Here is a 15,270-nt window from a genome sequence, read left to right as displayed (position 1 = left end):
GCGCTTCACGCCGGCGCGGCCGCGCGGAGGTCGACAACGGAGCGCGCGAGCTCGGGCCCGGCGCGCCGGAACACGACGAGCTCCCCGGCGTCTTCGCCCTCGACCGCGTAACGAAGGACGGGACCGAACACCTCGCCGAGCTCCCCGGCGTTGCACGTGGGCAGGTAGGTGCGCAATACCCGCGGGTCGTAGTAGCGAAAGAACATGGCCGCTCCGTCCGGACCCAGGACGCGGAGCAGCCGGCGCAGGTGCCGCCGCACTGTCTCGAGGGGAGACGGCGTGGCGAGGAAGATACCCCAGCTCTTCCCCCACCCGAGCCGGAGCAGGCGTCGCGTGAGCTCCCCCGATCGCTGGAGCCTCACCAGGTAGGGCGCCACCTGGGCCAGCTCCGGGCCCAGCTCGCCCGCGAGGAGACAGCAGTGCGGCAGGTCCGAGGAGCGCACCGAGTCGGAGATCGCCGTGTCGCGGGCGCCGTCGAGGACGGCGTAGACCAGATCCGCCTCCGCGCCCCAGAGGTGCTGAACGATTCGATCGAGCGCGGCGTCATCCATCCATCACCTCGCGGCGGGGCCGCCCGGCGCGGCCCCGGGCATGATAACCTGCCTCCGTGCTGCGGCTGCGGTTGAACGAGCGTTTTCTCGACCTTGTCTCGCCGGAGGGCGGCGGGCCCGCGAGGCCGGGCGAGGAGCGGTGGATCGATCTCTTCTGGTCGTGGGAAGAGCCGCCCCCGGGCGATCGCGTGCCGCTTCGCGGAGATCGGCTCGCGGCGCGGCGCACCATCGCCTCGCTCGGCGCGCGCGCCGAGATCCTGCACGAGCTGCGGCGGTTCCTCCGCGAGGATCGGCCCTGGCTCTCGATGTCGCCGGACGATCGCGAGGTGATCGACCACCTCGCGGCCGCGCTCGCGGCGGGGCACGTGCACGTCGCGGAGGCCCCGGACCAGGGTGGCTCCGGGAAGGACCTGGCCCAGCCCGCGCCCTCTCCCGCCGCGGCGGTCCCGGCCCAGCGCCCGCGCGCCGCGGCAGCGCCGGTGGAGGAGCCCGACGACGCGCACGAGGAGCCGTGCTGGCCGTGCCTGCAGCGGGCCGCCGCCTCGGCCCAGGCGTTCCGGGACGCGGCCGCGGCAGGGCTCCCGTTCATCGCGGACAGCCCGCGCGCCCCCTGACGGCGCGGAGCGCCGCGCCTGACCGAATCCAATCGGCCGGAGTGGTGGTACCGTCGGCCCCCCTATGGATGTCGTCTCCGACGGGCCGCTCCCCGTCGCCTCGCTCCTCTGGCAGGTGCGCTCCCTGACCTGGGTGCTCACCGTCATCTGCAAGGCGACGTTCACGCTCGCGCCGGGCGAGTCGCCGCTCGCGCCCGCGCAGGAGCCGATCCGCGAGCGCGACGCGCACCTGGGCGACGACCCCGCGCGCAGCCTGATCGAGGCGAGCGATCTCGCGCCGCAGAAGCAGGGCGCCGATGTCGTCCTCGTCGGCCACGCCCACGCGCCCGGCGGCAGCCCCGCGCGGTCGCTGATCGCGCGGATGGCGGTGGGCGAGATCGACAAACCCATTCAGGTGTTCTGCGATCGCCTGTTCACCCAGGGGGGCGAGCTCCAGGAAGGAGCGCACTTCACGGCGATGCCGCTCGCCTACGAGCGCGCCGCGGGCGGGCCGGACACGGACAACCCCGCGGGCATCCATCGGGAGGCGCGCGACGCCCGCGGCAGGGCCGCCGTCCCGAACCTCCTCCCCGTGGATCACGTCGTGGCCAGCCCGGACGATCCGATCGCGGCCGTGGGCTTCGGGCCCATCGCCCCCACCTGGCCTTTGCGGCACCGCAGGCTCGGCAGACACGCGGCGGCCTGGTCGTCGGGCGCGCTCCTCTCGAGCCCGCTTCCGGAGGATCTCGATCGCACCTTCTTCAACGTCGCTCCGCTCGATCAGCGCCTGCTGCAGCTCCGCGAGGACGAGCAGATCGTGCTCGAGAACCTCCATCCTCGCCACCCGCGCCTCGTCACGAGCCTCCCCGGCGTCCGCCCGCGGGCGACCGTCACCGGCCGCGCCGGCGGGCCGCGCGAGCTCGGCATGCGCTGCGACACGCTCGTGATCGACACCGATCGCCTCCTCTGCACGCTGACCTGGCGAGGCCAGCTCCCGCTCGCGAGCCCCAAGGAGTCAGGGCAGATCCGCGTCTCGCTGGAGCGGCCCGCGCGGCAGGCGCCGGCCGAGGCGCCCACCCCCTCGGCGCCGGGGCCCCATCCGCCGCCGCGGGTAGCCCCGGCCGCGCCCAGGGTGAATCCCCCCGCCCCCGGCCCGTCGACGCTGACCCTCGACATCCACGCGAAGTCGCTGGGCCCCCAGCAGGCGCCGATCATGCCCTTTCGCGCGGGGCCGCCCACGCCGCCTCCTCCCGAGGCGCCCGCGCCGCGGCCGGCCGAGCCGCCCGGTGTCCGGCCGAAGCCGAGCTCGACCGAGGGCGAGACGGGCGATCTCACCGAGGATGCGACGAAGGTGCCTCTCCCCTTCGTCGCCCCGTCCTCGGCGCCGCCCCCCGCGGCCGCATCGAACACCCCTCCTCCGAACACCCCTTCTCCGATCCCTGCCCCGCCGATCGCGAAGGCCTCGCCCGGCGAGCCGGTGAGCCCCTGGGCGGCCGGCGCCCCGCAGCCCGGGTCGAGCGCCATGGGCATGATCCCGCACGCGCCGGCGGCGCCGCAGACCATCGGCGCGATGCTCGCGGGCGCAGGCGGGGCAGCGGACGCCGGCGCCGCGCTCGCGCCCGCGCAGCGGGACGCGCTGACGCTCGTCTGGTTCGATCGGAAGAGCGTGCCGCGCATCGTCCGCAAGCCGGCCTGGCAGCGCCTGCTCGACGCCATGGAGGCCGAGCCCCTCGACCCGGAGGCCGACGATCCGGCCCTCTCCGACGAGCCCGCCGAGATCGAGGATCGGGCGCAGGTCTTCGAGATCCTCGATCGCGGCGCGGCCGCCGACGTCGCGGGCGTGCACGGCGCGCTGGCGCGCGCCGCCGGCAAGCGCGGCATGCCGGTGCCGCCGCTCGAGCTGATCGAGGGCGAGCTCTCGCTGTCCTTTGACGAAGTGGAGACGCTGAAGGCGCTGGTCTCCACCGCGACGCCGCTCGCGGCCGGCGACGACGCGCTCGCGGCGGCGCTCGGGGCCGCCGAGAAATTCCTCGCCACGCCGGGCGTCTCGACGGCGCCCGCCGTCGCCGAGGCGCTGAGCGGGAAGATCCGCGAGGCGCTCGGCCACGGAAAGAGGGGCCGGGTGGAGCTCGCGAACGAGCAGGTGGAGCGCGCGCTGCTGGAGCAGCGGCACTACCAGAAGCGCAAGGTGCTGGGCGGGCCGCACCTGCGCGGGTTGCTGCGCGTCGCGGGAGAGACGCAGCCGCTCGTGATCTACCTGCCGGCCTCGATCGCCGAGGCGCTGCCGCTCTCGGCGCGCTTCCGGGCGCGGGTGATCGCGGCGGTGCACCCGGCGATGGACGAGCGAGAGGCGGAGCCGGTGGCGCTCCAGGCGGCGGCGCTGGGCCGGGTGGTGCAGGTCAGGCAGCGGCGCGCATCCTGAGGATCCGGACAGGCGCCGTCACGCCCCCCCGAGCCGCAGGACCTCGCCCGTCTCGCCCTCGATGACGAACCCGCCGATCTCCGTCCCCAGGATCTCGCTCCGCTGCCGCGCCGAGCACGACGGCAGGAACGACCGCAGCACCCGCGGATCGTAGAACCGGAAATAGAGCCCCTTCCCCGTCTCTTCGTCCCTCACGATCAGCGACCGCCGCAACCTCTGCCGCACCTCTCGAAGAGGCCTCCGCCCGGTCAGGTAGACTCCCCAGCTCTCGCCCCACCCCTCGTTCACGAGCACCGGCAGGAGCGCCGACCCCTTCTCTATCCGCACGAGGTGCGGCGCCGCCCGGGCCATCGCCTCGCCCGCGACGCCCTCGAAGAGCGAGCGATTCTCGTCCTCGCAGCCGCGCAGCAGCGTGAGGATGCGCCGCTCACGGGCGGCGTCGAGGAGCGCGAAGAGCGGCTCCGGCTCGCTCTGCAGCGCCTCCAGCGCGACCGCCCGCGCGGCGAGCAGCTCCCGTGACGGCGGCGGGCGCGGCGGCGCAGGGGGGAAATCGGCGCCCAGATCGTCGGGCACGAGCCGCAGCAGGAAGTGGGTTTGCCCCGCGACGATGAGGGCGCCGTCGCCGATCGTGGCCTCGGCGACCGCCTTGCCGCCGACCTGCGTCCCCCGGCGGCTCCGATCGAGGAGCCGGCACGCGGCGCCGTCCCAGGCCACCTCGAAGTGCACCGGCGCCATCTGCTCGTCCTGCGAGATCACGATATCTGCCCGCCCGAGGCGCCCCACGCGCAGCGCCTCGCCGGCCTGGAGGCGCACGCGCCGCCCGGCGAGCAGCCCTGATGTCACGTGGAGCAGCGCCTTCACCCGGCGCCGTCCATCCGGCAGCTCTCGCAATCGAGGAACGGAGTCCCCGACGCGGACGCGGCGACCAACGCATCGATGGTGGGGGTCGAGCCGATGTTCACCGTCGGGCACCCCGTCACGATCGCGCCCTTCGGCGCCGTCTCGTCGCCGAGCCGCGCGGCCATGGCGCCCTCGATGAACACGGTCGCCGAGCCCTGGACGATCGCGGCGCTGGCCGGGCACGCGGCGCGATCGCCGACCCGCGCCGCGGGCAGGAAGCCGATGTTCACCGTCCTGGCCGACGAGACGAGCGGCGTGGGCCCAGGGTGGGTCGGGCAGGTGTGCAGATCGGTGAGGCGCGCGGCGGCGGGCATGATCTCGCTCCTCCTCGTCTCAGGGAGACGACGTGTCCTTGGGGTGCGCCTCTTCGGCATCGAGCGGCGCCGCCGGGTTCGCGCCCTGGCCGGCGCCCGGCGCGCCGCCGCTGTTGATGTTGACGATGGTTCCCACGATGTCGACGCCCCCTGAGTGGATGTCGATGAAGCCTCCTGGCCCCTTGATGGTGAGCCGCTGGCCGGCCTCGAGCACAAGGGTCGCCCCCGCCTTGATGTGGAGCTGCTTGCCGGCCTCGAGCGCGTGGTTCGCGCCCACGCGCTCGTCCCGGTTCACCGCGACCGTGAGCGACACCGAGCCGTCGACGGCCGTTCGCTGGTCCAGCTTCACGTGCACGTGGTCACCCCCGTGGACGAGCTGCTTTCGCGCGCCCTTCACGACGACGTGCTCGTCGCCTCCCACGGTGCTCCGCTTGTGGCGCGCGGTGCGCTCGACCTCATCGCGCTTGACGAGCTGGTTCCTGTCGCGCTGCGCCTGCATGTAGACGAGCTCCTGGCCCGCCTGGTCCTCGAACTTGATCTCGTTGTAGCCCGCGCCGCCGGGCGACGAGCTGCTCTTCCAGGTGCTCACCGTCTTGTGATCCGGCAGCTTGTACGGCACGAGCTCGCGGCCGTTGAAGGCGCGCCCGGCCACGATCGGGAGATCTGGATCGCCGTCGAGGAAGGCCACCAGCACCTCCTGGCCGACGCGGGGGAGCATGAACATCCCGAAGCCGGCGCCCGCCCAGCCCTGGCTCACGCGCATCCAGCATGAGCTGTTGTCGTCGAGCTTGCCCTCGCGATCCCACGGGAACTGCACGCGCACCCGCCCGAGCTCGTCGGTGTGGATCTCGGCGCCCGGCGGCCCCACCACGGTCGCGCTCTGCAGCCCGGGCGCGACCGGCCTGGGCGTCTTGCGCGCCGGCCGGTACGGGACCTTGGGATCGGCGAAGAGCGCGCGCCCGCGCACGCTCCACGGCTCGCCGAGCGAGGCCACGATCTCGAGCTCGGCCACCAGGAGCGGCCCCTTTCCGAGCTCCGGGTGCGGGTGCTGATCGACGGCGAAGACCCGGCCGGGGTAGAGGTCGATCACGTTGGCCTCGAAGAGCACGCCGCGCTTGTCGGCGCGCATCGCCGCGAGGACCCGCGTCGAGAGATCGGCCCCGTGCTTCGGGTCGTGGCGGTAAACGCCCTTGGCGTCGCCGACGGGCGCGCCGCCCCCGGCGCTCGCGGCGAGGAACGCGCCGGGCTCGTAGCGGTACTGCTCGTACGTCGCCTCGGGCGCGGGCGCCGCGGGCGCCTCGCCGGTGAGCGCGAACGAGGGCTTGCGGAAGTCGTGGCCGCGGATCGTGCTCGCGCCGGGCCGGACCTCGTGGCCGAGCCGCACCCTTGTGACGAACTCGCGCGCGGCGGTCTCGAGGGGGTTGTCGACGTACGGCAGCGGCGGCCCCGGCCGCAGCGGCTCCGCCTCGAGCTTGTCGCTCAGGGTGAGCTTGGTGTCCGCCCCGCGGTCCGGGAAGGTGTAGGCGATGCCCGCCTCCTCGAGGAGGCGGCAGAGAAAGGCGTGATCACTCTCGCCGTGCTGCACCTTGTATTCGAGCCTGGGGTACGCGCCGCGATCGATCTTCCACGCCGGCTCGATCGCCCACTCGCCGAGGAGCGCATCGACGATGTCGGGGATGGAGAGGTGCTGGTAGATGCGGTGGCCGCGGCGCTGGGTGAGCAGCCAGAGGCGCGGCACGATGCGGAGGTAGTACGTCGAGAGCCCCGTCGGCTCGGCCTGCACCTGCTCCACGTGGCTGCACACGCCTTGCCAGAGCCTGCTGCTCAGCCAGTGGAGGTGCGCGGTGTCGGGCTGGATCTGGAGCGACGCGCTCTGGCCGACGAGCGACTCCAGCTCGATATCCGAGAGCCTGGACCGGGCCCACACCGAGACGGCGAAGAGCTCGGAGACAGCCTCCTGGACCACGACACGGCGCACGGAGAGCGAGTCCTCCCCGGACTGGAACGAGAGCTCGAAGATCGACATTCGGATCGGTCCTGGGTGCGGGCCCCGCCGCGGGAGGCTGCGGAGAGCGCATGGTAGCCCACCTCGGAAAAGAACGGGGCCTGTCAACCAGGAGCATCGCGTCGTCCTGGTCCCGCAACCAGACAAACGTCGAAGCAATCCAGAAAAATCCTCGAGATTGAGCGGTCAGCCTTCGCGTCCCCACGAGTGCGCCGGGGCGAGCCGCGCCTCGAACCAGCAGAACGTCTCGCGCACCCGGAACACGCCGCCGTCGCCGTGCTGCTCGGCGAACCGAGAGAGCGCCGCGGGCTCGATGGCCCGCGGGTCGAACCGCTCGTGGGTCGTCGCCTGCCACCACCTCAGCAACGCGTCCAGCGTCGGAACCACGTGAGTACCATGCTGCTCCTCCAGGCGGAGCAGCTGCAGCCCGGCGCCCTCGACGTGGTGCGCGAGCGCCGCGGCGTCCTCGAAGGCGAAATCCCGCAGGATCCTCTCCCCGGAAGGGTCTGCGAGCCGCGAGAGCTCCCCGACGAGCGCGGGGAGCGACGAGACGCACTGGACGAGGATGCGGCCTGCGGGGCGGAGCCGGTCGCGCGTCAGGCGGAGGACCGCGCGCTTGTCGCGGATCCAGTGAAACACGAAGTTCGAGAAGACGAGATCGAAGGAGCGCTCCCGGGCGACCTCGCCGAGGGTCTCGGCCGCCGCCACCTGGAACTCCAGGTTGGGCGCGCCTGCGGTGCGCCGGGCGAGCGCGATCCGCGCCTCGTCCGGATCGATCCCAAGGACGCGCCCGTCGGGGCCCACGAGCTCGGCGAGCTGCCGCGTGAGGCCGCCGGTGCCGCAGCCGAGGTCGAGCACGAGCTCGCCTCGCCTCACGCCGGCGAACGCGAGGAGGCGCTCGCCGCGCCCCCTCTGCCAGAGGCTCCCTCTCCGGTAGGCCTGCGCGGCGCTCGACGCGGCCACGTCAGGCCTCCTGACGCCAACGTCCTTGTGGAGGCTCCCAGGGAGGTCACGTCTCATCTCGCCCCCCCGTGCTCGAAGCGCGCGGTGATGAAGTAGCTCTACTGCGGGAAGTCGGCCGGGGAAGCGAACCGCCAAGACGCCATAAGACGCCAAGAAAGCCGGGGAACAGGGGGGAATGCCCGGACGGCCAGCTTTCCCCTCTCCCCTTGGCGTCCTTGGCGGCTTGGCGGTTTTTCTGCTGATCGGGGGCAACTTCCCGCAGTAGAGGTAGCCAGAGCCCCCGTGCCATCGCGCGCCGCCGGGGCGTTCCGTGACCTGCGACCTATGGCAAGCACCGCACCACCGTCGTCAGTCGGTGATCGTCTCGTATTGCAGCATCGTCCCGCACGCCGCCGCGAAGTACCCGAGGAGCAACATCATGTCCACGCCCGGCCCGAACGCGGTCACCTTCGCCGAGGAGAAGAACGCGAACAGGATGTCTCCCACGGCCATGAGCGCGCAGCCCGCGAGCAGCGATCCCCAGATCGCCCACACCTTGCCGCCGCGAAAGGCGCACGCGATCCGCAGCATCACCAGCGCGGGGACGAGCGCGATCAGATCGAGGATGGGATAGGCGATGTTGATGAGCCGCTCGCCGAGCGGCACCGGCGCGCGCGCGATCGGGGCGAGCACGGGATAACCGACGATCGCCATCGCCGCCGCCGCGCCCGCGGCGATGCCGAGGTGCTCGCGCGCGCTGCCGACGGGGAAGCCGGACGCGCGGTACACGAAGACGAAGCGCACCGACGCGGCGATCAGCAGCGCATATCCCAGGAGGAACGCGGCGTCCGCGATGGACGGCAGCGGCGTGGGCGCGCGCGCGACGAGCGGATAGTACACGAGCCCGACCTGGCCCAGGGTGAAGAGCGCGAGCCACGCGCCGAGCAGGAACCACGGGCCGCGCGCCGGGTTGTCGCGCTCGAGGCGCGCGGCGCTGCGCAGGCCGAACACGGCGGCGACCGCGAGGCACGCGAGCCGCACGAGCGGACCCACGGTGTCGACGACCGGCGTCGGGAGGAGCCGCTCGGAGAGCTCGGCGGACGGGGGCAGCAGGCGCGGGACGTACACCGCGCACACGATCGTCACCACCACCGGCGCCACGCGGCGAACGGGGACGCGCGTCATCGAGCTCCTCCCTGCGCCCCGATCGCGGCGCGCGCCTCGTCGAGGATCCGCTGGGCCTTGTCGCGCCCGACGAACACGCCGAGCCCCGGCGCGACCGCGGCCAGCAAGCGCTGCACGTCGGCAGGGGCGAGGCGCCCGTGCTTGAACTCCAGCTTGTCCGCCTGGCTGCGCACGGCCGCGCGCGCCATGTTCTCGCCGAGGTACGGCGCGAGCACGTCCACCAGCTTCTTGATCACCTCGTCCGCCGGAAGCATCGCCCTCAGCAGCGACGCGCCATGGCGGCCGGGAGCTCGCCCTGGCGGACGACGTGGATGGTCATGGAGGCGCTCGCAAGGTAGATCGCGCCGCGCGAGAGGGTCAATGAGGCAGAGGACGCGCCCGCGGGCCGCTTCACATGCTCCGTGACCATCTCCGAGAGCTCATCGAGCTGCCCACTCGCGGGTCGGCGCTCGGGAGCCGCGGTGTTCGCGCCGCAGCGCAAAGGCGATACCCTCCTCGAGGGTTTGAAGCGCCACGAGGTCGCCGAGGCCGACGCCCTGTCGAGCTCGCCTTCTCATGGAGCCCCCTTGATCTCGCAGGTCAGCGGAACGGCTGGGCAGAAACGGGCAATTTATGGCCTCACTGAACGGGACCAACCATCGATACAGCTTCACTTTTCCAAGAGGAAGGCGGATGGCGCACGGAACCCTCGTCACATGGGGTGATCGGGGATCACCCTTGACTTATTAAAAACTCTTTACTTTCCCTCTCCCCGCGGCTCATCCAACGACGGCGATGATCGTTCTGGAGCAAATTTACACCCGCTTCTCCGCTCGGAAGCCTCGTGCTACGCAAATGACACCGGCGGTCTGCCGATGCTCCCTCTGGCGTCTAGCTCAGCGGCTGCGCGGAAGCATGCATCCGGCACCCAGCGGTCCGGCATCCAGCGGTAACGAGGAGCACCATGCGAATCAACGATCAGGCAGGTCCGTCCACCGTGTCATTGGGCAAGATGTCTCAACGCACGTTCGGTTTCCTCTCGTGCGCTGCGGCCTTGCTGCTGGGCGCCTGTAGCGGCGACGATCCCGACGTCGGGGGCTCTGGTGGAGCAGGCGGCGGCGTGTCGTCGACCTCCACCACGACCTCCTCGTTGACCGGCACCAACGCCGGCCCCAGCACCAGCGGCGCCGGCGCGGGCGACGCCTCCACCGCTGCTGCGACCACGGGCTCCTCCTCGTCGACCGGAGATCCCGCCGGTGGCACCGGCGGCTCGAGCGGGACGGGCGACACGCATCCGAAGGATCATTGCGTGGACGGTTACGATCCCCATCCCAGCGACGCGACGATGAAGGACGGCTCGGCGGAGTTCGTGAAGAACAACCAGATCGATCTCACGGTCCAGCCGGAAGTCATCGCCTGGATGGAGGAGAACGAATGGCAAGCCGCCCACTTCGAGTGGCATAGCATCCGGCGCTGCAATACCGGCATGGGCATGAGCAGGGTCAATATCTGCAAATCGGCGGTCCCGGTCCCGGCGGACCAGGAGTGCAAGACGACGGGCGACGGCTTCCAGTTCCTCGCCATGCACCGGCACATGATCCAGTCGCTGAAGCAGCTCTGGCCGAAGCACTCGGAGCAGTTCGAGGGCTTCAAGAAGTTCCCCACGACCGCGGAGGAGGTGCCCCAGCAGTGGAGATCGGACTTCAGGGCCTGGAGCGCCACGACGCTCGCCAACGCGAAGATCGGCGACGAGATCGACAAGCCGGAGAACCTGAGCCGCTTCCCGGACGAGGGCGCGCTCGGTATGTGGCTCCAGTGTTTCGCCGGCCAGGCCATCCCCGGCAGCAACCAGCAGGCCAGCGGCCTTCACGGCGATCTCCACTTCAAGTGGGTGCGCCCCCAGAACACCGATCACGGCCTCGGCAACCAGTTCACGAACATCGACAACTACATGTTCTGGAAGCTGCACGGCTGGATCGACAACGTCTGGGAGAAGTACCGTGTCGCCAAGGGCATGTCGCCCACCGACCAGAAGCTGAAGGACGCGGTGGCCGCCCAGTGCTACGAGATGGACGCGATCGCTCAGGTCATCAATCCTGACCTGAATCCGGATCCGGATCCGGGGAATCCCCTGCCCGAGGAGTCCGGCGTGTTCCACGAGACCATCCGTCCGATCTTCGAGAGCGCGATCCACAAGTGCAGCGGTTGCCACGCTGCGCCGTCGACCGGTCCCGCAGCAGGCCTGTCGCTCGGCGGCGACATCAGCTCGACGGACATCGTCGCGGGTCTCGTCAACAAGACCGCCAAGGGCGGTGGGCAGTTCAAGCTCATCGTCCCGGGGAACCCGGACCAGAGCTGGCTCTACCTCAAGGTCGCAGGGACGGCCGGGAGCGCCGGATGCAGGCCTTCCGCCGGCGGCACCTGCCAGACGGGCGTCATGCCGCAGGCCGCGGACGGCAAGCCGAGCGTGACGAGCGCTGAGCTCGCGACCCTCCGCCAGTGGATCCAGAGCGGCGCGCCCGCGCCGACGAAGAACTAGAGCGATTCCCACCCGTCCCTGGTACACGCGTCGCAGCGAGGCGGTCACCCGCACAGGAGACGGGTCCAGATCGGCGTTTTCGGCGCGGAAGCGCACTCTGGTGCGCTGAGCACCGAAAACGTCGAGATGGGCCCGTATCCGAAGCGGGTGGCCGGCTCGCATCTTACGGCTTGGTTACCTCGAAGGACGCGACGTTCACCGAGCCGCCCAGGGACTGCGTGGCGTAGTTGAAGATGCCGAACCGGTAACCGAGGAAGTACTGCCAGTTCTTGTTCATGCCGAGCGTGTTGCCCAGGTTGGTGAACTTGGCGCCGTCCGTGCTGTAGGAGAAGCGCGCTTGCGCGCCGCCGTTGTCCGAGCGGACGTTGGCCTCCACGCGCAGCCAGATCTTGCCGCCGGACACGTCGGCGCCGGCCACCTCGGTGCCCTTGCCCGTCGTGGCCCAGGAGGTGTTCATGTTGACCCCATTGGTCATCACGACGCGCGTCGCCGCGCCGGTCTTCTTGACACCGATCCACGCCGACATGTCGCGCAGGGCAGCGAGGCCGGCGACGTCGCCGTTCTGCATCTTGCTATAGTCGAGCTCGATCGTCGCGATCGAGACGGGTCCTTCGATACGGCGCGTCAGCGTGTTTCGAGCGGCGTACAGATCGTCGGTCACCGTCGCCGTCTGCAGGGTCAGCCCAGCCCCCGAGGACCACTTGGTGCTGTCGGGGTTGTGGTTCCACTCCCACTCGGGGCGCAGGGTCGCCCCCGCGAAGGTGTCCTTGGTCACAGGCGGCTTCACGCGATTCGATCCGCAAGGCAGGTCCGGGAAGGGGTACGAACCTCCCCATTTGCCGTCCACCAGGGTGAGCGAGGGCCAGCCGTCTTTCCAGGTCATCGGGGCCATCACCGGGATGCGGCCCGCCGGGTACGAGTCGTTGAACCCGAGGTAGTACCAGTCGCCGTTCTGCGTCTGGACGACGCCGCCCTGGTGCGGGGAGCCGCCGGAGCCCGGAGCGCCGGAGTAGGGCAGCTTGACCGCGAAGGGCCGCAGCTCGTAGGGACCAAAGGGCCCGCTCGTCGAGCGCAGCACATACTCACCGTTCGCGTACTGCGTGGTGAAGATGTAGTAGTCCCCGTCCTTCTTGATCATGCGAGAGCCCTCCAGCGGTCCGGAGAGGTTGCCCGGCGTCTGGAACACCGTCTGACTCTTGACCTGGCTGAAGCCGTCTGCGCTCAGCTGCGCCACGCTGATCGTGTTGTTTCCGGAAGCCACGTACATGGTGTCGTCGTCGTCGATCAACAGCCCCATGTCGTAGTAGCAGCCGCCCTTGTGCTTCTCCCACGGACCTTCGGGGGACTTGGCGGTGAAGACCCAGCCGCCGCCCTTGTTGTGCATGCAGCCCATCCAGTAGAAGGTCTTGTTGCTCTTCCGGTACTGGAGCGTCGAAGCCCAGATGCCGTTCACATAGGATCGACCCCCGCTCAGGTCGTACGACGGGTCGACGTCCAGCAGGGGAACGGAGTGGGAGACGTATTCCCAGTGAACGAGATCGTAGGAGCGGAGCAGGGGCGCTCCAGGCGCATGGTGGAAGGTGGACGCCGTGTAGTAGTACGTGTCGTCCACGCGAATGACCTCCAGATCGGGGAGGTCTTGCCAGATGAGAGGATTGGAGTAGGTCTCGGGGCAGACGGCGGGGGCGCCGCCGCCGTCGCCGCCGTCGCCGCCGTCGCCGCCGCCGGTGCCGGGGTCAGCGCCCCCGGACGCGGCGGAGCTTCCGCTGGCGCTCGTCGAACCGCCGCTCGTCGTTTGCCCGTTGCTCCCGCCCGAGCTGCTGCTGCTCGAAACGCCCGCTCCAGGGCCGGTCGTCGCGCCCGTGGCGCCGCCGCCGCCATCACCGTCGCCCACCTGCGACTCCCCGCTACAACTTGCGACGAGAGCGAGGAGACAGACAGCAGACGCCGTACCGCCTGCGCGTCGGTTGAAAGAGCGGGTGTTGGTAGTTCGGGAAGGAAGGTGCATGGTGATGGCCTGTTAAGAGGTGTCAGCGAGAGCGCGCGGCTGTCAGAAAAAGAAAAACGAACGCGTCGAGGCGACGCTGCTCCTCGATCGCGACGACCGGGCGTGGTCGCGCGGTCGCCGTCCAGAAGCATTCGCCCGAACTTCTCGGGTAAATTCACAGGGAGGCAGGGAGACGGGGAGTAAAATTCCACCGATCTCCCCGTCTCCCTGCCTCCCCGTTCAATTTTCCGCGAAAATGCAAACCCAGGGGAGGCGTTGTCAGGTCACCGCCCTGCCCGAGCGTGCCTGAGACAATTGTGAACGTTCACATTCAGCGAGTCAACCAAAATTGACGAGGGCGCGCCGCCGTCGACGGAGGCTCAGGAGCGCGGCCGGGGGATCCCGAGCCGCTGCCGCCGCTCCCACAGCGCCTTGCGGCTGATGCCGAGGCGGCGGGCGATCTCGGTCTCCGTCAGCTCGTGCTGGTGCTCGAGGACGAAGCGGCGGAAATAGCCCTCGAGAGAGTCGGACGGGGGCTCTCCCTCGTGCGCGTCCGCGGCAGGCGCGGGCGAAGGCGGTTGAGGGGGCGCGTCGAGCCCGAGCAGCTCCAGCCCGATCTCGCTCGCATCGGCGAGCACCATCGCGCGGTGAACGGCGTTCTCGAGCTCGCGGATGTTGCCCGGCCAGGGGGCCGCGGCGATGGCGGCGCGCGCCTCCGGCGTCAGCGTGAACGGCGCGCGGCCCATCGCCCACGCGCGCCGCCGGAGCAGCGACTCCGCGAGGCGCACCGCATCGCCCGGCCGCTCGCGCAGCGGCGGGAGGCGGATCTCGAGGACCCGCAGCCGGAAGTAGAGGTCGCTCATGAACGATCCGTCGCGCACCATCGCCACGAGATCTCGGCGCGTCGCCGCGATGAGGCGCACGTCGACGCGCCGGGCGCGGGTCGCGCCCACGCGCCGCACCTCGCCCGTCTGGAGGAAGCGGAGGAGCCGCGCCTGGACTTTGGGCGGCAGCTCGGCGATCTCGTCGAGCAGCAGCGTCCCGCCCTCCGCGGCCTCGCAGAGCCCCGCGCGCGCCGCGATCGCGCCGGGGACGGCGCCGCGCTCGTAGCCGAAGAGCTCCCCCTCGATCTGCCCCTCGGGGATGGCCGCGCAGTGGACCGGGACGAACGCCAGCTGCCGGCGCGGGCTCAGCCGGTGCACGGCGCGGGCGAGCGTCTCCTTGCCCGTGCCGCTCTCGCCGAGGACAAGCAGCGTCGCCTCGCTCGGGGCGACCTTGCGCACCCGCGCGAACACCTCGCGCATGGCCGCAGAGCCGCCGACCATGCCCTCGAGCTCGTCGTCTTCAGATGTAGGCGGCACGGGCGGCACGGGCGGCGCTGGCACCGAGGCGCCTGGCGCGACGTCGGGCAGCGCGCTCCGCGCAGGCCGCGCGCCGGGGAGGTGATGGTCGAGGAGGGCGACGAGCTCGGCATGATCGAACGGCTTCGACAGGTAATCCGCAGCGCCGCGCTTCACGGCGTCCACGGCCGCCTTCACCGTGGCGTAGCTCGTCATGAGCACGACCGGCGCGCCGCCGCACTGCCCGACGAGCGCGGTGCCCGGCGCGCCCGGCAGGCGCACGTCGGCCAGCACCAGATCGAACGCGCGCAGATCGTGATCCGCCGAGGCGTCCTCGACCGACCCCGCCTCGATGACGTCGTGCCCGTGACGGACGAGCAGCCGCCGGAGCTCCGTCCGGATGACGACCTCGTCCTCGACCAGCAGGATCCGGCTCACGGCGCCACCTCGAGCCCGCGCATGGGACAAGGCTACTCAGGACCGTTGCGGCTGAATACGCGAGGACGCATAGCG

Annotated in this window: 13 protein-coding genes; 3 read left to right on the top strand and 10 right to left on the bottom strand. The window is 71.0% G+C overall.

Annotated features, from left to right (window positions below; genetic code table 11):
• Positions 1–5: 5 nt before the first annotated feature.
• Positions 6–551 carry a DUF4123 domain-containing protein gene (locus tag WMF45_RS15580; RefSeq protein ID WP_437717675.1) on the bottom strand — a complete coding sequence of 182 codons (546 nt, stop codon included), beginning with the start codon at positions 549–551 and terminating at the stop codon, positions 6–8.
• 56 nt (positions 552–607) lie between these two features.
• Between WMF45_RS15580 and WMF45_RS15575 the strand changes: the two genes are divergently transcribed.
• Together WMF45_RS15575 and WMF45_RS15570 are read left to right on the top strand one after the other, a co-directional pair.
• Complete coding sequence (locus WMF45_RS15575) at positions 608–1,165, top strand: hypothetical protein (RefSeq protein ID WP_437717674.1); 558 nt, start codon at positions 608–610, stop codon at positions 1,163–1,165.
• Between the two features lie 64 nt (positions 1,166–1,229).
• A complete protein-coding gene (locus WMF45_RS15570; protein WP_437717673.1) occupies positions 1,230–3,566 on the top strand; it encodes a DUF2169 domain-containing protein in 2,337 nt (778 codons plus the stop codon).
• A gap of 18 nt (positions 3,567–3,584) precedes the next feature.
• Here the strand turns inward: WMF45_RS15570 and WMF45_RS15565 are convergent, their stop codons facing one another.
• The 7 genes from WMF45_RS15565 to WMF45_RS15535 all read right to left on the bottom strand — a co-directional run bounded on the left by WMF45_RS15565 (position 3,585) and on the right by WMF45_RS15535 (position 9,321).
• Positions 3,585–4,427, bottom strand: coding sequence for a DUF4123 domain-containing protein (locus WMF45_RS15565; RefSeq protein ID WP_437717672.1), 843 nt, complete (start codon positions 4,425–4,427; stop codon positions 3,585–3,587).
• Positions 4,424–4,780, bottom strand: a complete 357-nt coding sequence (locus WMF45_RS15560) for a PAAR domain-containing protein (protein WP_437717671.1) — start codon at positions 4,778–4,780, stop codon at positions 4,424–4,426. Before WMF45_RS15560 ends, WMF45_RS15565 begins: the two co-directional genes overlap by 4 nt.
• Positions 4,781–4,799: 19 nt before the next feature.
• Positions 4,800–6,806 (bottom strand): type VI secretion system Vgr family protein, encoded by a 2,007-nt coding sequence (locus tag WMF45_RS15555; protein ID WP_437717670.1) that lies wholly within the window; start codon positions 6,804–6,806, stop codon positions 4,800–4,802.
• Between the two features lie 165 nt (positions 6,807–6,971).
• Positions 6,972–7,748, bottom strand: a complete 777-nt coding sequence (locus WMF45_RS15550) for a class I SAM-dependent methyltransferase (RefSeq protein ID WP_437717669.1) — start codon at positions 7,746–7,748, stop codon at positions 6,972–6,974.
• A gap of 348 nt (positions 7,749–8,096) precedes the next feature.
• Positions 8,097–8,912: a hypothetical protein gene (locus WMF45_RS15545; RefSeq protein ID WP_437717668.1), complete on the bottom strand. Its 816-nt coding sequence runs from the start codon at positions 8,910–8,912 to the stop codon at positions 8,097–8,099.
• Positions 8,909–9,166 (bottom strand): hypothetical protein, encoded by a 258-nt coding sequence (locus WMF45_RS15540; RefSeq protein WP_437717667.1) that lies wholly within the window; start codon positions 9,164–9,166, stop codon positions 8,909–8,911. The genes WMF45_RS15545 and WMF45_RS15540 overlap by 4 nt, the downstream gene beginning before the upstream one ends.
• A 5-nt stretch (positions 9,167–9,171) precedes the next feature.
• Positions 9,172–9,321 carry a hypothetical protein gene (locus WMF45_RS15535; protein WP_437717666.1) on the bottom strand — a complete coding sequence of 50 codons (150 nt, stop codon included), beginning with the start codon at positions 9,319–9,321 and terminating at the stop codon, positions 9,172–9,174.
• A gap of 534 nt (positions 9,322–9,855) precedes the next feature.
• On the opposite strand from WMF45_RS15535, the gene WMF45_RS15530 reads away from it, so the two are divergent.
• Positions 9,856–11,430, top strand: coding sequence for a hypothetical protein (locus WMF45_RS15530; protein ID WP_437717665.1), 1,575 nt, complete (start codon positions 9,856–9,858; stop codon positions 11,428–11,430).
• 163 nt (positions 11,431–11,593) lie between these two features.
• Here the strand turns inward: WMF45_RS15530 and WMF45_RS15525 are convergent, their stop codons facing one another.
• Both WMF45_RS15525 and WMF45_RS15520 read right to left on the bottom strand, forming a co-directional pair.
• A complete protein-coding gene (locus WMF45_RS15525; protein WP_437717664.1) occupies positions 11,594–13,324 on the bottom strand; it encodes a glycoside hydrolase family 43 protein in 1,731 nt (576 codons plus the stop codon).
• Between the two features lie 473 nt (positions 13,325–13,797).
• A complete protein-coding gene (locus WMF45_RS15520) occupies positions 13,798–15,195 on the bottom strand; it encodes a sigma-54-dependent transcriptional regulator (RefSeq protein WP_437717663.1) in 1,398 nt (465 codons plus the stop codon).
• Positions 15,196–15,270: the final 75 nt, after the last annotated feature.

Source organism: Sorangium sp. So ce448, from assembly GCF_051520915.1.
Lineage (GTDB): Bacteria > Myxococcota_A > Polyangia > Polyangiales > Polyangiaceae > Sorangium > Sorangium cellulosum_B.
This window is presented reverse-complemented; position numbering and strand designations above follow the sequence as displayed.